We start from the raw sequence: 17,633 nt of genomic DNA, 5'->3' as shown, positions 1-17,633 counted from the left end.
TCGGCCATTGGTCGTGCTCGTTATTTGCAAGCCGGTAGTAACGGGGGACTATGGAAGCCCATGCGCAACAACGGCTCGTCAACGCCTACATCGAGCGTTACAGCCGCTATGACCCGGCCATCGGCCGGCACGAGGTGCGCTCGTTCTGGGTCTGGCAGGCCTGCGACTGGCTCGGCGTCAACGATCCCGAAGGCCTGTGGCGGCTGGTGCTGGCGGTCCTGGATCGCACCGATAGTCCCCGCGTCCTCGGCGCGCTCGCTGCCGGCGAACTTGAAGACCTGATCGAATACCACGGCCCGGCGTTTATCGGGGGGCTTGGGGCACGAAGCCGCGCGCGACCCGCGTTTCCGGCGCCTGCTGTGCGGTGTGTGGCGCAGCTCCACGCCGCAGGTATGGGCGCGGGTGCTGGCTGCCAGCGACGCCAACTTCAACGAGGTGCCGCAGCGCGCGATGTGGATATGCTACAACCCGCGCGAATTGGACGGACCGGGTGCGGCGCCGCGGCCCGATAGTGCCACCGGCCCGCTCGGCGGGGCGCAAAAAGAGCCCGCCCGCATCGTGCCACCGCCAACGCCAACGCAGCTGCGGCAGCGTGAAGGCGCGATGCACGCGGACGTGCCGCAACGCGCCGCGTGGCCTACTTCCCCGGATCCTTGACGTTGTCGAACTTGTCGAACTCCACGTTGTAGAGCTCGCCGCCAACCTTTTCCACGCGCCGGATGTAGACGGTCTGGACCACGTCGCGGGTTTCCGGGTCGATCGCGATCGGGCCGCGCGGGCTGGCAATCTTCATGCCCTTGAGCGCCGCGATGAACTTGTCGCCGTCGGTGGCGCCGCCGGTCTTCTTCAGCGCGTCGTAGATCGCGCGCATGCCGTCATAGGCCGCCACGGCCATGAAGTTTGGCCGGCCGGCGCCGGGGTTGGCTTCGGCAAAGGCCTTCAGGAACGCCTTGTTTTCAGGTGAATCGTGCGCCATCGAGTAGTGGAACGACGTGATCACGCCCAGCGTGGCGTCGCCCATGGCCGGCAACACGTGGTCGTCGGTCAGGTCGCCGGTGGCGATCACGCGGATGCCGGCCTCGGCCAGGCCGCGCTCGCGGAAGCCCTTCATGAACGCCACGCCTTGCTCCCCGGCGGGCAGGAACAGGAACACTGCCTCCGGCCTGGCATCCTTGATGCGCTGGATGAACGGCGCGAACTCCGGATTGCGCAGCGGCACCCGGATCGATTCGACGACTTGCCCGCCGCCGCCGATGAAATTGGTCTTGAACGCGGTCTCCGCATCGATCCCCGGGGCGTAGTCCGCCACCAGCGTCACCACCTTGCGCACCTTGTTCTTGATAGCCCAGGTCGCCATCGGTGCCGAGATCTGCGGCAAGGTCATCGACACCCGCGCGATATAACCGGATTTGGCGGTGATCGAGGACGACGCCGCGTTGAAGATCACCATTGGCTTCCTGGCCTGCTCGGCAATCGGGGCTACCGCCAGCGCCTCCGGTGTCAGGCCGAAGCCGGCCAGCACGTCGACCTTGTCGCGTACCACCAGCTCCTGTGCCAGCCGCTTGGCCACGTCCGGGGCCGGGCCCGTGGTGTCCTTGCTGATGATCTGCACCTTGCGGCCCGCGACGGTATCGCCATTGAGTTTCTGGAACGCCTTGATGCCGCCTTCCATCTGCTTGCCATAGTCGGCAAAACTGCCCGAGAAGGGCGCGATCAGCCCGATCTTGACCGGGTCGGCGGCGTGGGCGAGCGAAGGCGCCACGGCAAGCACGCTGCAAGCCGCGAGGGCACGCAGCAAGGGGGCAAAGGTCATCGATGGTCTCCTGGTTGAGTGCGCTCTGGTCCCGGAAAGGGGCCGGGTGGGTGCTGGCGCGGGCACTGGCAGAGCAGTGTAGGCGGCGGGGCGGTTTGGTGCAATCGGGGGCGGGGTAAAGGGCCGCGGGCGGCAACGGGCATTGGCTATAGAATGCGCGCTGGCCTAGATACGACCCACGTGGTCCAAACCGGGAATGATGAAAGTACTTGCGCTATCCGGCAGCCTGCGGGCTGTGTCCATCAATTCGGCGTTGCTGCGCGCGGCTGCGAGGCTGGCGCCGCCGGATGTATCGGTTGCCGTGTTTCCCAGCCTTGGCGGCCTGCCGCTGTTCAACCCGGAGCTTGCGGCGGGTCCGCCTGCCAGCGTCACGCGCTTGTTCACCGAGGTCGCCCAAGCAGACGCCCTGTTGATCGCGAGCCCCGAGTACGCGCATGGCGTGACCGGAACGATCAAGAATGCACTGGACTGGCTGGTGGGGTTTGAGCCGTTCGCCTTCAAGCCGGTTGCCGTACTCAATGCATCGCCACGCGCGCATCATGCGGACGCGGCCCTGCGCGAGACCTTGCGGACGATGGCCGCGGTCATTATCGAGCCGGCGTCCATCACGGTGCCATTGCTGGGCGCCGGGCTGGATGAGGATGGCATGGTCTCGACGCCGGGCATTGCCGCTGCCGTTCAAGCAGCGCTGGTGGCGCTGTACGATGCCGTCGTCCTTCACAAGACGACGGCCACCGCCACATTTCCGCTTGCGTGAGCGGCAAGCGGCTGGCGGCGCGCTATAGGCGGATCAGGCGGATCAGGCGGATCAGGCAGCCACGAGGCGGAACGTAGATACCGCTTCTTTCAAGCGCTGGGCCTGCTCTTCCAGCGATCCCGCGGCGGCGGCGGCTTGCTCCACCAGTGCGGCGTTCTGCTGCGTCACCGTGTCCATCTGGGTGACCGCCTGGTTGACCTGCTCGATGCCGGCGCTTTGCTCGGCCGAGGCGGCGCTGATCTCGCCCATGATGTCGGTCACGCGTTTTACCGCGCCCACGATCTCATCCATGGTCTGGCCAGCCGTGGTGACCAGCTGCGAGCCCTTTTCCACGCGCTCGACCGAGTCGCCGATCAGCGACTTGATCTCCTTGGCGGCGGTCGCGCTGCGTTGGGCCAGGCTGCGCACCTCGCCGGCAACCACCGCAAAGCCCCGGCCCTGCTCGCCCGCGCGGGCGGCTTCCACCGCGGCGTTGAGCGCGAGGATGTTGGTCTGGAAGGCGATGCCCTCGATCACGGCGATGATGTCGGCCACCTTGCGCGAGGCGCCGTTGATCTCCTGCATGGTGTCGACCACCTGGCCAACCACCATGCCGCCCTTGACGGCGATCTCGGAGGCGTTGACCGCCAGCGAGCTGGCCTGCTTGGCATTGTCCGCATTCTGGCGGACGATGCTGGTCAGCTCTTCCATGCTGGAAGCCGTTTCCTGCAGCGACGACGCTTGTTCTTCCGTGCGCTGGGACAGGTCCGTGTTGCCTGCGGCGATCTGGCTCGTGCCGGACGCAATGGACTCGGTGCCGGTGCGCACCTGGGTCACGATGCGCAGGATGTTGCCGTTCATGTCGCCCAGCGCGCGCAGCAACTGGCCGGTCTCGTCCTTGCTATCCGAGCGGATGTGGCTGGTCAGGTCGCCCGACGCCACCTTGCGCGCGAAGCCGACGGCGCGATGCAGCGGCGCGGTGATGCCCGCGGTCAGCCATGCCGAGAACGCGACGCCAATGGCCAGCACCAGCACGCCAAGCGCGATCAGGCGATTGCGCGCGGAGAGATAGATCTCGTTGATGGCCAGTGCGGTCTGGTCAATGCTGGCACGCTGGATATCCAGCAGCTTCTGGATCTCCGCAAGATAGGCATTGCCGGCAGGCACGAACTCGCTATCGAGCACCTGGTTGGCTTCATCCGTCTGGCCGGCTTCCTTTAGCTTGGTGATCTTGTCGCGCGATTCGTTGTACGGCTTGCGTACGGTCTGGATCGTTTTGAATGCCGCCTTTTCCGCGTCCGAGGTCAGCATCGGTTCGAGCTTGTCTCGCAACGCCGCGATGGCGTCGACCGACCCCTTCGTCTCGGCGGCGAAGAACGTGCCCAGGCTCGGGTCGGAACTGCGCGCCACGGCGGTGGTGCGGCGCACGCTCGTGTGCATGAGGCGATACCAGTCGCTGACGACGCGCTCCTTGGCCAGCGGCTGCTGCATCATGTCGTGCGTGTGGCTAGCTACGTCCTGGAGTCCCAGGATGCTGAACACGGTCATGAGCGTTGACAGCAGCAGTACTACGCCAAAGCCAATGCCAAGGCGTACCCCAATTCCAAGATTCTTCATTTTCTTCTACCTGAATGGAAATAATACGGCGGCGAAAGGCGGGTCCGGAGGACACGGATTCGCTCTATTGTCAGCCGCGCCGTTCTGTCGCGAACGCATGTGCGGACTATGGTGGATAACGACAATCGGCATGAAGACTTGAGCTTTATCGGCTGTTCCCCGGCGGGCAGTGTCCTTTATTGAAAACGTTCATATCGGCAAACAAAAACACGCAGCACACAGCATTCCCTATCTCTATACGACCTGGTCAGGTGCTCTGTCGGCAGAGCATGATGATCCGCGACCTGGGCGCAGATCGCTAAGTGCATGGAATACAAGGGGGAAATGGGAATGCGACGACTATTCCGGATGGCGATAGCACTGCAGGTGCCGGGGGCTCTTCGCCAGCAACGCGGGGGCACAGGCGCCGCGCTATGACGCGCTTGCCAACCGGGATAGCGAGATCGTGGATCCGCTCTTCCAGTTCCGCAACTATGGCCTGCAACTGCCGGACCACTGGAGCACCATCAGCAACGGGGCGGCGTTCGGCACGGATTACTTCAGCCGTACCGCGGCGGCGAAGTCCAATGCCGGCTTGGCTGCGAACCATTGGTCTTCGCCGGTGAACGGGTTCTTGCCGAAACGCTTCTTGGTGGCGGGAACCTGGGTGGCCACGACCTTGAGCAGGCCCGGCAGGGTGAATTCGCCAGCGCCCTTCTTGTGCACCGCGCTCAGCACGGTGTTTTCCAGATGCGCCAGCACGGTCTTGACCGTCTTGGCATCCAGTTCCGTCTGGGCCACCAGGTGGGCCACCAGGCTGGACTTGTTGAACGTGTCCTTCAGGGGTTTCACCGCCGGCGCGGCCGCTGCGACTTTCTTTGCCGGAGCCGCCTTCGTTGCCGGAGCCGCCTTTTTGGCCGGAGCCGCTTTCTTTGCCGGAGCCGCTTTCTTGGCGGCAGGCTTGGCGGTGGTCTTTACGACAGCATTTGCTTTGGTAGCCATGGATTATGGAGTCTTGTGTTCGTTGAATGACGTTTGTTGCCGACGGCAGCAAACGCATGGGAGCATAGCATTCCCGCTCGCGCGTGCCAAACACCCGCAATCAAAACAATGGACAACGGCAATGAACCCTCAGGGCTGAACCTGTCGAGCGATTATTGATGGATGCGGGATGCCACTTTTGTGGATGGGTGGGACCGCCCTGACAAAATGCAAAATTCGCCCGATAGGCCCGCAGGCAGCGTCCGCCCGGCACTTAGTCGGAAGATAGCGATTGCGAAGCCGCGCCCTGCGGCTGGCATTGCGCGGCCTTGCTGGCCGCGTGGTACACCGCGGGCTCGAGAATGCCCAGCCGCGCGCGCGCTGCCTCGAGCGGTTCATGCAGCAGCGTCTCGTAGTCCTCGGCCATCAGCCACTTCGCCTTGCGTCCATGCCGATAGCCCTCGACAACGGCGCGGAAATACGCAGTGTTGCCGGTCTTGCGCAGGCTCTGCAAGGCGGTAGCAACGGCGATGAATGCCCAGCCGAGGGCGCCGGTCTGCGCGTAGCTGAACGCCACCAGCGCCGCTTCGCCCATGTTCTCGTTAGCCTTGTAGCCGGTGAGCACATGCCAGATGTCGTGGATGTCACGGGTTCGCCTGCCGAACCAGGCGTAGGGATCCTCGACCAGCGGCTCGCTGTTGAGGTTTGAAATCGTGGCAAGTCCGGCGGCGCTGTAGCCCGTTTGCTCCAGGAACGAGCGGTAGGCCGCGCCGAGCGTGCCGGCCGCGAAGCTGGCGATGAACGCCGGGTCGGAGAAGCGCTCCGTCAGTTCGACGCGAAGATAAGCCAGCCGCCGTCCGCTCGTGGTCGTCAGGAGCCGCGCGTAGTTCTTGGGCGCAGACGGCCCATTGAGGGCGCGCATGATGAGAAACACCTGCGTGGTGTCGTCACCGTTGGCCAGCAACTTGCGGATCGCACGGAATGCGGCTGGAAAGTCACGCTTGTAGAGAGCGGGGGAGGTCGCTATGTCCATTGCCTCGTTCCTCTTGTCGGGGTTGTTGCCGGGATGGCGAAGCCGCCAGTGCTTTCAGGGTTTTCATCTAGGCGCCCTGATTGCATTGAGCGATCTTTGCAGGGAATGGCCGACTACAATGTCGCCTTCCTGACATAAGACTACGATTGGCGCTGTGTCAAAGTCATCTACCCCCGAAGATCGTCTCGCCGCCCTGAAATCCAGCGCATGGTTCGCCGGTCTAGCCACTGACTTTCAACGGTGGATCGTGGCGCACGCAAAGGTCAGGACACTGGCTGCGGGCCAGCGCCTTTTCACGCATGGAGACCCGGCGGACGGCCTCTACTTCGTGGTGGCGGGCGCCATCCGGATGACCAGTTCCTCCGCGGATGGCAAGGAGGCATTGCTGGCTTTCGCGGAAACGCCGCAATGGTTCGGCGAGGTCGCCCTGTTCGATGCCTTGCCACGGGCCCACGATGCCTGGATCGAGACCGATGTGGTGCTGCTCCATATCGGCCAGCAGGATGCGGTGCGGTTCCTGGAGGAGAACCCGGCGCACTGGAAGGCGGTTGGCTTGCTGATGGCGCAAAAGCTCCGGCTGGCATTCGAAGCGATTGAATCGTCCGTGCTGATGCCTGTGCCGGTCAGGCTGGCGCGCCGCCTGCTGGCCATCGCCGGCGGTTACGGCGAGCGCCATGGCCTGAGCAAGCGGGTGATCAACGTGCAGCAAGAGCAACTCGGCTTGATGTTGTCGATCTCCCGGCAAACGGTCAACCAGATACTCAAGGATTTCGAGGCGCAGGGGCTGGTGCAGCGCACGCGCGGGTCCATCGAGATCCTGGATATTGAGTCGCTGCGAAGATTCGCGGAGGTCGGCTAGGGCATTGCGGCAAGCGCATCGCGACGATGGCGACGGCGATGACGATGACTGCGATTACCCCATGATCAGCGTCAACCCCGCCGGCAGCGATTCGCCAAAGACCCGGCCTTCATCCGCCTCATCGAGTTCCACCGTTTCGCGCACCATATCGATCCAGCTGCGTGGCGCGTTGGCGGCCTCGAGCCGGCTGACCACGCGCGCGCGGATCTCCAGCGGCAGGTCCCGTGACCGGTCCCCTGTCATGCGGGCGATCTGGACGGCGGCGAACGCACCCGGCTCGACCTTCTTCCAGTCGAGCGCAAGAATCGCCTCCAGCCATCGTGCGCCAACCTCTGGCGGCACGACGCTGTGCGCGCTGCCATAGAACGGCCGGCGCGCGCCGATGCGGCCCACGGCCCACCAGCTTTGATGGTGTTCAGAGGGCTTCTTGAGCCGGGCCAGCAGCCACTCGGCGACTTCGATCTTGCGCTCGACCGGCACGCGTTCCAGCGATCCTGCGAGCCGCACCATGTCGGCGTAGCCCGCCTTGGCGGGGCCGGCGGGGCGCTTGTAGCGCGCCGTGCCCGGGGGCTGCAGGTAGAAGGCGATATCGTCCAGCAAGCGCAACTGCGCGCCTGCGTCCAGGCCGCCCGCGGTGCGCCGCCACAGTGTCCACCACTCCGACCAGATCTGGCTTTCGTTGACGTACTGGATCCCTTGCTCGAACAGCGTCCAGAGTTGCCCGGCGCGCCATTCGTCGAGCGGGTAGCCGAACCCCGGCCGCATGCAATAGCCGGCGAGGTTGAGCCAGAGGCGTTCATGATCCGCCGTGCGGCGGCGGCGGCGCGCGCGTTCCCACAGCGTGCCGAACAGGGCGCGCAGCAACGCGCTGTCCCATTGGTCGCGTGCGCCCAGGAGCTGCTCAAGCTGCGCGCGCAGCCGCTTGACTTCCTTGGGGCCAACGTCTTGCGAGCGGGCGCCAAAGGTGCGGTCGATGCACTCGACGGCTTGTGGCAGGCAGGGATGCGGCGCGTGCGTGGCGGTGTCGGCTGCGGGAGCCTGCGCGCGCAGCTGGAATTCGAGCAGCCAGCGCTGCGAAGGATCGGCGATCTCGCTACAGTGCACTTCCAGCGTGCCGACTTCGGTGAGCGACGTGGTGAGTTGCACCAGCGTCTCCCGCGCGTCGCCGGCGCCGCGCGGTTGCACGACGGTGGCGATTGGCGGCAGACGGACAAAATCGCCGCTGGCAAGGTCGGCCAGCTCGCCCGGCCGCCCCCGCCGATGCGCGGCGCATGCCCGGCGCGGGCGAGCGCGAACGCTACCGCGCCACGCGCGACCGCCACGTCGGGGTTGTCGTTGTGCAGCACGTGCAAGGGCGCCTGGCGCCAGCCGCCAAGCGTGCTCGACAAACGCGCCGTCAGCGCCCCGGCGCGGAACACGCCGCCGTTGAGCAGCAGGGTGTCTGGCATCGGCGGCGCGCCGTCCGGCGCCTCAGGGGTGTCCTTTGCGAGCGCCATGCGTGACTGGGCGGCATGCTGGTCCAGGAACGCCGCAATATGCCGGGTGATCGCCGGGTCGGCCGCATAGGGCAGGCCGAACTCGACGATGCCGCCGCGTGAGCGCCCGGGTTTCTCGCCGCTCGAAACCGCGGGGAAAAACCCTTCCACGATGATCTGCTCGATCTCCGGCCGGGTCACTTCGACGGAACGCGCCCCGCCGATCAGCCGGGAGCCGCCGCCGAGCAGCGTGATCGCGACCGAGTCCGGCGCCTGCGCGCTGAGCAGTTGCTCCTTGGCGGCGCGGCAACGCTCGACGAGCTGGGACAGGCTGCCCGCAGACAGGCGCGAATGCGCCGTGGCGATGCGCGACTCGACCAGGTGCGCCAGGGCGAGGTCCATGTTGTCGCCGCCAAGCATCAGGTGGTTGCCAACCCCAATCCGGGTCAGTTGCGGCTGGCCGTCCTGTACCTCCACCTTGATAAGGGTCAGGTCGGTGGTGCCGCCGCCCACATCGCAGATCAGCACCAGCCGCGTTTGCGCCAGGTCGGCCGCGAGCGTTTCGCGATGATGGAACACCCAGTCGTAGAACGCCGCCTGGGGCTCTTCCAGCAGGCGCAGCGCGGGCAGCCTCGCCATGCGCGCGGCCTCCAGCGTGAGGGCGCGGGCGCCTTCATCGAACGAGGCGGGCACGGTGAGCACCACGTCCTGGTCTTCGAGCCGGGCATCCGGAAAACGGTGGTTCCATGCCGCGCGCACATGTGCCAGGTAGCTGGCGCTGGCGGTGACCGGCGAGACTTTGCCGATCTCGTCGGCGGCGCCCCAGGGCAGGATCGGCGCGACGCGGTCGACCGATGCATGCGACAGCCAGCTCTTGGCGCTGGCCACCAGCCTGCCGGGCACCTGCGCGCCCAGCGAGCGCGCGAGGCGGCCCACGACGACCTGGCCCGCAGCGCTGGCATCCGCACCGCCGGCGTCCCCGGCTGCCTGCCACGGCAACTGCAGGTCGTCCGCGTTGAGCTCCCCCGGCGCCGCGTGGTACCGCACGGACGGCAGCAGCGGGCGCGCGGCAACCTCGCCCAGGCTCACCAGTTGATCGATGTCGAAGACGCGGATGTCCTCTGATCCTGCCTCGCCATAGGCGACGACCGTGTTGCTCGTGCCCAGGTCAATGCCAACGCTATAGCGCTTCATGCAGTGCACTCAGGCATTGGCGTTGCCGCGCACATCGAATTCGACTTTCCAGCGCTCGCCGGTGCCACGCGGCACGGCTTCCAGCTCGAGCGTGCCGGCCTCGGTAACGCGGGCGTGCAGCTTCACCGGGACGACTTCGCCCGGCGTGCGTCCTTCGGTGGGCAACGTGGCCTGGATTTCATCCAGCTCCTGCAGGTCCTCGGGTGCCCAGAAGTCGAGCAGGGTGCCAACCTGGTCCTGGCGTCGCACCGACGAGCCAAAGAAACGGAAGTGCACGGGCTCGCCGACCACCAGCCCGAATTCCTGTTCCGGCAGCGCGGCATCGGTGCCTTCTTCCATGCCGAAGGGCGCCACGCACAGTGCTTGTACGGGCGGTTCGAAGCCGGGGATGGCGGGCATTGCCGATTCCACGGCGATGTAGTAGGCACGCGCGGTGCCCCCGCGAATGCGCACGCCTTGGCCGCGCCGCACATAGCCGTAATACGCGGCGCCGCGTGCGACGGCCAGGTCCAGGTCGGCGCCTTCGAGCAGCCGCGCGGGGGCTGCGCCTTCCGCGGCGAGCCAGCCGTTGAGCGTGAGCAGGATGCGCTCGACCAGCAGGGCGGACTTGAACACGCCGCCGTTGAACAGCACGGCCGTGGGATGCAGGAAGGTGGCGCCTGGCGCGGGCGTGCCGCCGAGGCCTTCGATCTCGGCGAGCGCCGCCACCTGGCGGCCCAGGAATGCTGCCAGGTGCCGCGTGATGGCCGGGTCCTGCGCGTACGGCAGGCCGAGTTGCGTCAGCCCGCCACGGGCCCGGTTCAGCGGGCGAGCTGTGCCCTCCACCTGCGGAAAAAAGCCGTCCAGGATGATCTGGGTGAGCTCCGCACGGGTCAGTTCGGTGCGGATCGAGCCGCCGATCAGCTTGGAGCCGCGGCTCGGCACGACCAGCGGCACCGCGTCCGTGGTGGGGTCGCTGAGCAGTGTTTCCTTGGCGCTGCGGCAGGCATAGGTGAGCGCGCGCAGCTGCCACGGATCGGCCTGCGTGCCCTGGGCCGCGAGCTTGCGCGCCACCACGTGGGCCAGCGCCAGATCCATGTTGTCCCCGCCGAGCAGGATGTGTTCGCCCACGGCGACGCGGTGCAGTTCCAGGTTGCCCTCGCGCTCGATCACGGCGATCAGCGAGAGATCGGTGGTGCCGCCGCCCACGTCGACCACCAGGATGATGTCGCCCACCTTGACCTGCTTGCGCCACTGGCCGCCGCTCTTCTGGATCCAGCTATAGAGCGCCGCCTGGGGCTCTTCCAGCAGGGTCATGTGCGCATAGCCCGCGGTTTCGGCGGCTTCTGCGGTCAATTCCCGTGCCGCCGGATCGAACGAGGCGGGAATGGTGACGGTGATTTCCTGCTCGCCGAACGGGGCCTCGGGATGTGCGTGGTCCCACGCTTCGCGCAGATGCGAGAGATAGCGTACGGATGTATCTAGCGGCGACACGCGCGGCACTTCGGCCGGCGCATCGTTCGGCAGGATCGCCGCACGGCGGTCTACCCCGGGGTGGCACAGCCAGCTCTTCGCGCTCGATACCAGCCGGATCGGCGTGGCCGCGCCGCGGCTGCGCGCCAGCTCGCCCACGGCGAAGTCCCGCGCGGCGTTCCATGGCAAGGCCAGGTCGCCCGGGGCCAGCTCGCTCGGATGCGGCAGGTAGAGGAACGAGGGCAGCAGGGCGGGGTGGTCTTTTCGCCGTCACTGGCGGTGAGGTCGACATAGGAGAGGGCGCAGTGCGTCGTGCCCAGGTCGATGCCGATCGCGTAGCGCGGGCCGTTCATAGCTCGACCTCGGCCGGAGCGATCACGGTGGCGTCATGGCGCTCCGCCAGCCGGGGCAGGCGGACTTCGGCGGCGCGCCAGCCACGGTGGCTGATGTTGCCGTTGAACGGCGCGCTGCCGACCACGTTGCCGGTCAGCCGGATGGCGGTGGCATCGAACCCGTCGGGCACCGTCACGCGGCTGCCCTCGGCTTCCTCGCGCACGGGCCGGATGGTGAAGTGCTCGCGCAGCACGGCGCGGCAGCCGTCATGCACCAGCCGGGCGGCGGCACCGATCTGCGCGTCGGAGTAGCCGGCGATGTCTTCCTCGACAAAGTCGACAAAGCGCGCGTCGCGCTGGAGCAGGCCCAGCAGCTGGAGTGCCGCCTCAGGGCTCGCCTGCTTGAGTTCGCGCGGCGCGGGCGCTGCCTGCGGGGCAGGTGCCGCCACGGGGGCGGCGACGGGTGCCGCGACCGGCGCAGCCACAGGGAGGTTGCCATCGCGCAGACGCCGCACGCCGGCGGCGAGCTCGCGGTCGCCCAGGATGTTGAAAAACGTGCCCACGGCAAGAGAAATCCTGCCGAGGAAAGACATGTTCGAGTCGGTCATCGATGGCTCCAGATGTGCTCTGTTGAAGGACGAGCTGTCCCCTTGCGATGCTGTACAAGGCCTGGCTTGCCGCAGCGCACGCGCTTGCCGTAACGCAACGGCGGGGCGCGCGGAGGTATGGGCTCGCCGCGTCAGCATCTTGTTCTTTGGGCCCGGTCGGGCCGCTCAAGGCGGTATTTTGCCCTAAGGCGCTCATGTTTCGGCCAATGCGGCCCGCAAAGCGCCAATACTTGCCCTTACGCAGGGCGCCGGAGTAGCCTTTAATAGAGCAAATGCCCGTGGCGATCTGCATTGGAGTTGGGATGAAAGCGCTTTCCACCAAGGAACGGACGCGCAGGCGCCCGTCCGACACGGTACTGAACGTTCTCGCGGCGCTCGTAGGCCTGGTTACGCTCGCGGCTGGCATTGCCTGGCTTGTCTACAAGTGGCTCGTAGATATCGAGGTACCGTATTTTGCGATTCCGCTGGTGCTCACCGTACCTGTGATCGCGGCTGCCGCCTTCCGCTGCCTTTGGGACTAACGCGGCCCTGTTTTGCGCCGATTATCTGGTTTTAGGCACAATTAGGCCCGTTGGCCGGCTAGATGGGCGCAGCATAGGCCCCTCCTTCACGCTTCGCGCACCGCAAGCCTTGCGGCCGCGCAAAACTTGCATTTTGCGATTGCGAAGCAAAAACCCCGTGTGGTTCAGACCCCCCTGGAGAAAATTCAGGCAAAATTCGGGCATTCCTGCCGGGCTGTGACCCAGCCGGTGGCGTTCTCCAACCTATTTCTTGATCCTGAGATAAGCAATGAGTAACCAGCAACCCACCATCATTTACACGCTGACCGACGAAGCTCCGCTGCTGGCGACCAGTGCCTTCCTGCCCATCATCCGCACCTTCACCGCCCCGGCCGGCATCAACGTGACGACCAGCGACATCTCGGTGGCGGGTCGTATCCTGGGCGAATTCCCCGAATTCCTGACCGAGGCACAACGCGTGCCCGACAACCTGGCCGAGCTGGGCCGACTGACCCTGCTGCCGGACACCAATATCATCAAGCTGCCCAATATCAGCGCCTCCGTGCACCAGCTGGTCAGCGCGATCAAGGAACTGCAGTCCAAGGGCTACAAGGTCCCGGATTTCCCGGAAGACCCGAAGACCGATGCCGAAAAGGCCATCCGCCAACGCTATTCCAAGTGCCTGGGTAGCGCCGTGAACCCGGTGCTGCGCGAAGGCAACTCGGACCGCCGCGCACCCGCCGCCGTCAAGAACTACGCCCGCAAGAACCCGCACAGCATGGGTGAGTGGAGCATGGCTTCGCGCACCCACGTGGCGCACATGAAGCACGGCGACTTCTATCACGGTGAAAAGTCCATGACCCTGGACCGCGCCCGCGACGTCAAGATGGAGTTGGTCACCAAGAGCGGCAAGACCATCGTGCTCAAGCCCAAGGTGTCGCTGCTGGACGGCGAGATCATCGACAGCATGTTCATGAGCAAGAAGGCGCTGTGCGACTTCTACGAAGAGCAGAGTGAACGTCAACAACGGCCTGGTCAACCTGTACGACAAGCTGGAAGACCTGCCGAGCTCCAAGCGCGAAGAGATCATCCGCGACATGCACGCTTGCCACGAACACCGTCCGGAGCTGGCGATGGTGGATTCGGCCAAGGGCATCTCGAACCTGCACGCGCCCAACGATGTGATCGTGGACGCCTCGATGCCGGCCATGATCCGCATCGGCGGCAAGATGTGGGGTGCCGACGGCCGTCCGAAGGACACCAAGGCCGTGATCCCGGAAAGCACGTTTGCCCGCATCTACCAGGAAATCATCAACTTCTGCAAGACCAACGGCAACTTCGACCCGGTCACCATGGGCACCGTGCCCAACGTCGGCCTGATGGCTCAGCAAGCCGAGGAATACGGCTCGCACGACAAGACCTTTGAAGTGCCCGAAGCCGGCGAAGCCCGCATCGTCGACATCGCCACCGGTGACGTGCTGCTGGTGCAGAACGTGGAAGAAGGCGACATCTGGCGCATGTGCCAGGTCAAGGACGCGCCGATCCGCGACTGGGTCAAGCTGGCCGTCACGCGCGCGCGCAACTCCGGCATGCCCGCCATTTTCTGGCTGGACCCGTACCGCCCGCACGAAGCCGAGATGATCAAGAAGGTCGAGACCTATCTGAAGGATCACGACACCACCGGCCTGGACATCGAGATCATGTCGCAAGTGCGCGCCATGCGTTACACGCTGGAGCGCGTCATCCGCGGCCTGGACACCATCTCGGTGACCGGCAACATCCTGCGCGATTACCTGACCGACCTGTTCCCGATCATGGAGCTGGGCACCAGCGCCAAGATGCTGTCCATTGTCCCGCTGATGGCCGGTGGCGGCATGTACGAAACCGGCGCAGGCGGCTCGGCGCCCAAGCACGTCAAGCAACTGGTGGAAGAAAACCACCTGCGCTGGGATTCGCTGGGTGAATTCCTGGCGCTGGCTGTGTCGCTGGAAGAACTCGGCATCAAGACCAGCAACGAAAAGGCCAAGATCCTGGCCAAGACGCTGGACGCCGCCACGGGCAAGCTGCTGGACAACAACAAGAACCCGTCGCCCAAGACCGGTCAGCTGGACAACCGCGGCAGCCAGTTCTACCTGGCCATGTACTGGGCCCAGGAACTGGCGGCACAGACCGACGACGCGGGCCTGGCAGCGCAGTTCGCGCCGCTGGCCAAGCAACTGACCGACAACGAGCAGATCATCGTTGGCGAGCTGTCGGCCGTGCAAGGCAAGGAAGCCGATATCGGTGGCTACTACAAGCCCGACTTCGCCAAGCTGGACATGGTGATGCGTCCGAGCAAGACGCTGAACGCCGCGCTGGCTGCCATCAAGGCTTAATCGATGCAAGCCTGGCCGCCCTGTCACGCAGGGCGGCCGCCGGCGGCTGCCATGCCTTGGGAAAGGCGAGCCGCCATGGAGATCCCCGGGTACCGGGTACCCGGGCCTCTTGCTACTCCACTTTGATCCTGCCTTCCTGCGCGAGCCGACGATACCGCGTTATGTCGCCTTGCACGCGCTGGCGGAAATCCTCCGCGTTGCCGCGCATGACCCTGATCGACTGCCTCTGGAACGCCGCTTCCACGGAAGGGTCGACAAGCACCGCCTGCAATTCCTTTTCCAGCCGATCGACCACCGCTTGCGGTGTGGCGCGCGGCGCGGCAAAGGGGTCCAGGCTCAGGTCAACCCGCCCGCCGACGACGTCGGCGAGGATCTGTGTGCTGCCGCGATAAGACACGGGCGTGATGTCCGCCTGCAAGTCGGCCGCAATCATGGCACCCACGATGTACGGCGCGGTGCCCGGGCCGGTGGTGCCATAGGTGATGGCGCCCGGATGGGCTTTTGCGCGCGCTAGCAGGTCCGCGAACGACTTGATGCCGGAGTCCGCACGGGTGGAGAGCATCACCGGAGCCTGCGCGATGATGCCGATCGGCGCCCAGGCACTTTCCGCCGCGATGGGCAGGCCGGCGCGCAGCGCTGGGAGCATGCTGAACGTGGTGGAACTGCCCAGGAGCAACGTGTATCCGTCGGCGGGCGCCTTTGCGACCTGCTCGGTGGCGATCATCGTGGAGGCCCCCGGCCGGTTGTCGACCACCACGGGCTGCCCCAGGCGCCTGCGCAGCTTGTCGGCAATCACGCGCGCAATGATGTCGGTGGTACCGCCCGCCGTGAAGGGGACCACCAGGCGCACGGTCCGTTGCGGGAACGCGTCGGGGAGGGGCTGTGCGCTGGACACCGTGGCCGCCATCAGCATGGAAGTGGCGATCAGGCGGCGCAGCGGGTCCAGGGAAAAGAGGAGGTTCATAGGCAGGTCAAGTGGCGTCGGGCAACAGCACCTGCAGGCTGGCGTGAGCAGACAAAAACACGATCGAAAACACTTTAAGCGCCAAACACGGCTTGTATGCGAGGACTGGATGGCTTTGCCGAGCCATCGCGATGATTCTACGTCAGATGGTGCGTCGCAACATGTGTGCCTGGCCGTGCCGCTGGTTGCAATAATCACTTTTCCTATCATACAATGCGAACCATTCTCATTTAAAGTTTGGCCGTGCCAGACACTTCACTGCAAGGGAAGCGATGGCCTCCGCCGAATCCGCGTTACAGCAGCATGTCCATGCCCTCTACAGCGATCACCATCGCTGGCTGCAGGGCTGGTTGCGGCGCCAGCTCGGTAACGCGTTCGATGCCGCCGACCTGGCGCAGGACGTGTTTCTCCGCTTGCTCCACCGCGAACCGTGCGATATCCGGGAGCCGCGTACCTACCTGAGCACCATCGAACCCTGATCGCCATCGACCGCATCCTGGATGCGCTGAAGCCGCAGGTGCGCAAGGCATTCCTGTGGGCCCAGCTCGAAGGGCTGACCTGCCGGCAGATCGCGGAGCGCCTCGGCGTGTCGCTGGCCACCGCCGAGCGCCACGTCGCGGCCGCGCTGCGCCATTGCTACAGCTTGCGCTTTGGCGGTTGATGCCTGTGAGCGATGCCGCCAGGCTGGGCGAGCGAGCGGCTGCGCCCGAACCCGAAACCCCGCTCCCTTCGCGCATCGTCGACCAGGCCATCCACTGGACGGTCAAGCTCGACTTCGGCGAGGCCAGCGCCAGCACGCGCAAGGCTTTCTACCGGTGGCGCGACGCTAGCCCGCTGCACGCGCTTGCCTGGCAGCGCGTGCAGGCACTGCGCATTGATTTCGCGGGCATGCCGCCGGCGCTGGCCCTGAATGCGCTGCAGGCTGCCGATGCCCGGCGTGGCGCGGGTGGGCTCAAGCGCAGGCAGGTGCTCAAGGTGCTGGCGCTGACCGGCATCTCGGTGGTCACGGCGGCGAGCGTGAGCGAACTGGCACCGTGGCAGCGCCTGGTGGCCGATGCGAGCACAGCCACCGGCGAGCAGCGCACCCTGCGCCTGGAGGATGGCAGCACCATCGCGCTCAACACCGATACCGCCATCAGTACCGCGCTGGGCGCCGAGCGCCGCGTGGTCACGCTGCGGCGTGGGGAGATCCTGGTGGCCACGGGACATGACGATGGCTTCGCGGCCCGCAGCGCAACGGTGCGGCCGTTCTGGGTGCAGACGCCGTTCGGCGGCCTGCGCGCATTAGGCACGCGCTTTGTGGTGCGGATCGAGGACGAACGCATCCGCGTTACGGTGCAGGAGGGGGCCGTGGAGCTGCACCCTGCCGCGGGCGGGGCGACCGACGTAGCCCGCGCGGGGACAACCTGGTGGCTCGCCAAGGCCGGCAGCATGCCAGCGCCGTCGCAGCCATTCGAGGCGGACGGCTGGGCCGATGGCGTCATCGCGGGCAAGGACATGCGGCTGGCGGACATGCTGGCGGAGCTGTCGCGCTATCGCACCGGCCACATCGCCTGCGATCCGCGCGTGGCGGATTTGCGTATCTCGGGCGCCTATCACGTGCGCGACACCGATCGGGTGCTGCGCTTCCTGATGCAGGCGCAGCCGATCACCGTGATTTATCGCACGCGCTTCTGGGTTTCGGTCGGCCCGGCGGAAGTGCGTTGATCCCATGC

Annotated in this window: 11 protein-coding genes and 4 pseudogenes; 7 read left to right on the top strand and 8 right to left on the bottom strand. The window is 65.9% G+C overall.

From position 1 onward, the window contains the following. Positions 1-50: 50 nt before the first annotated feature. Positions 51-512 carry a DUF6869 domain-containing protein gene (locus OR16_RS43830; RefSeq protein WP_141639960.1) on the top strand — a complete coding sequence of 154 codons (462 nt, stop codon included), beginning with the start codon at positions 51-53 and terminating at the stop codon, positions 510-512. 125 nt (positions 513-637) lie between these two features. Here the strand turns inward: OR16_RS43830 and OR16_RS34070 are convergent, their stop codons facing one another. Further along, a complete protein-coding gene (locus tag OR16_RS34070) occupies positions 638-1,813 on the bottom strand; it encodes an ABC transporter substrate-binding protein (RefSeq protein ID WP_006163416.1) in 1,176 nt (391 codons plus the stop codon). 196 nt (positions 1,814-2,009) lie between these two features. Here OR16_RS34070 and OR16_RS34065 point away from each other — a divergent pair, with 196 nt between their 5' ends. Then, positions 2,010-2,570 carry an NADPH-dependent FMN reductase gene (locus OR16_RS34065; protein ID WP_006163415.1) on the top strand — a complete coding sequence of 187 codons (561 nt, stop codon included), beginning with the start codon at positions 2,010-2,012 and terminating at the stop codon, positions 2,568-2,570. A 51-nt stretch (positions 2,571-2,621) separates the two neighbouring features. Here OR16_RS34065 and OR16_RS34060 read toward each other — a convergent pair whose 3' ends face one another. The 3 genes from OR16_RS34060 to OR16_RS34050 all read right to left on the bottom strand — a co-directional run bounded on the left by OR16_RS34060 (position 2,622) and on the right by OR16_RS34050 (position 6,159). After that, the gene (locus OR16_RS34060; protein WP_006163414.1) at positions 2,622-4,166 is read right to left on the bottom strand and encodes a methyl-accepting chemotaxis protein; all 1,545 of its coding nucleotides are present in this window, start codon (positions 4,164-4,166) and stop codon (positions 2,622-2,624) included. Between the two features lie 534 nt (positions 4,167-4,700). Beyond that, positions 4,701-5,147 (bottom strand): HU family DNA-binding protein, encoded by a 447-nt coding sequence (locus OR16_RS34055; RefSeq protein ID WP_006163413.1) that lies wholly within the window; start codon positions 5,145-5,147, stop codon positions 4,701-4,703. Between the two features lie 253 nt (positions 5,148-5,400). Continuing rightward, a complete protein-coding gene (locus OR16_RS34050) occupies positions 5,401-6,159 on the bottom strand; it encodes a Coq4 family protein (RefSeq protein WP_006163412.1) in 759 nt (252 codons plus the stop codon). A gap of 247 nt (positions 6,160-6,406) precedes the next feature. Between OR16_RS34050 and OR16_RS34045 the strand changes: the two genes are divergently transcribed. Further along, on the top strand, positions 6,407-7,018 hold the full coding sequence (locus OR16_RS34045; protein WP_237717320.1) for a Crp/Fnr family transcriptional regulator: 612 nt from the start codon (positions 6,407-6,409) through the stop codon (positions 7,016-7,018). A 54-nt stretch (positions 7,019-7,072) separates the two neighbouring features. Here the strand turns inward: OR16_RS34045 and OR16_RS34040 are convergent. The 3 genes and pseudogenes from OR16_RS34040 to OR16_RS34030 all read right to left on the bottom strand — a co-directional run bounded on the left by OR16_RS34040 (position 7,073) and on the right by OR16_RS34030 (position 12,079). After that, a pseudogene (locus tag OR16_RS34040) lies at positions 7,073-9,687 on the bottom strand (Hsp70 family protein). Between the two features lie 9 nt (positions 9,688-9,696). Then, positions 9,697-11,492, bottom strand: a pseudogene (locus tag OR16_RS34035) (Hsp70 family protein). Next, a complete protein-coding gene (locus tag OR16_RS34030) occupies positions 11,489-12,079 on the bottom strand; it encodes a DUF2760 domain-containing protein (RefSeq protein WP_006163409.1) in 591 nt (196 codons plus the stop codon). The pseudogene OR16_RS34035 and the gene OR16_RS34030 overlap by 4 nt, the downstream one beginning before the upstream one ends. A gap of 302 nt (positions 12,080-12,381) precedes the next feature. Here OR16_RS34030 and OR16_RS34025 point away from each other — a divergent pair, with 302 nt between their 5' ends. Further along, positions 12,382-12,600 (top strand): hypothetical protein, encoded by a 219-nt coding sequence (locus tag OR16_RS34025; RefSeq protein WP_006163408.1) that lies wholly within the window; start codon positions 12,382-12,384, stop codon positions 12,598-12,600. Positions 12,601-12,868: 268 nt separating this feature from the next. Further along, positions 12,869-14,954, top strand: a pseudogene (locus OR16_RS34020) (NADP-dependent isocitrate dehydrogenase). A gap of 112 nt (positions 14,955-15,066) precedes the next feature. Here OR16_RS34020 and OR16_RS34015 read toward each other — a convergent pair. Continuing rightward, complete coding sequence (locus OR16_RS34015; RefSeq protein ID WP_006163407.1) at positions 15,067-15,918, bottom strand: Bug family tripartite tricarboxylate transporter substrate binding protein; 852 nt, start codon at positions 15,916-15,918, stop codon at positions 15,067-15,069. A gap of 272 nt (positions 15,919-16,190) precedes the next feature. On the opposite strand from OR16_RS34015, the pseudogene OR16_RS34010 reads away from it, so the two are divergent. Both OR16_RS34010 and OR16_RS34005 read left to right on the top strand, forming a co-directional pair. Beyond that, positions 16,191-16,579, top strand: a pseudogene (locus tag OR16_RS34010) (sigma factor-like helix-turn-helix DNA-binding protein). After that, positions 16,579-17,625, top strand: a complete 1,047-nt coding sequence (locus OR16_RS34005) for a FecR domain-containing protein (protein ID WP_006163405.1) — start codon at positions 16,579-16,581, stop codon at positions 17,623-17,625. The pseudogene OR16_RS34010 and the gene OR16_RS34005 overlap by 1 nt, the downstream one beginning before the upstream one ends. The last annotated feature ends 8 nt before the right edge of the window (positions 17,626-17,633 follow it).

The organism is Cupriavidus basilensis OR16 (genome assembly GCF_000243095.1).
Taxonomy (GTDB): Bacteria; Pseudomonadota; Gammaproteobacteria; order Burkholderiales; family Burkholderiaceae; genus Cupriavidus; species Cupriavidus basilensis_D.
Note: the sequence above shows the minus strand (reverse complement) of the source record. Positions and strands in the feature narration are given on the sequence as shown.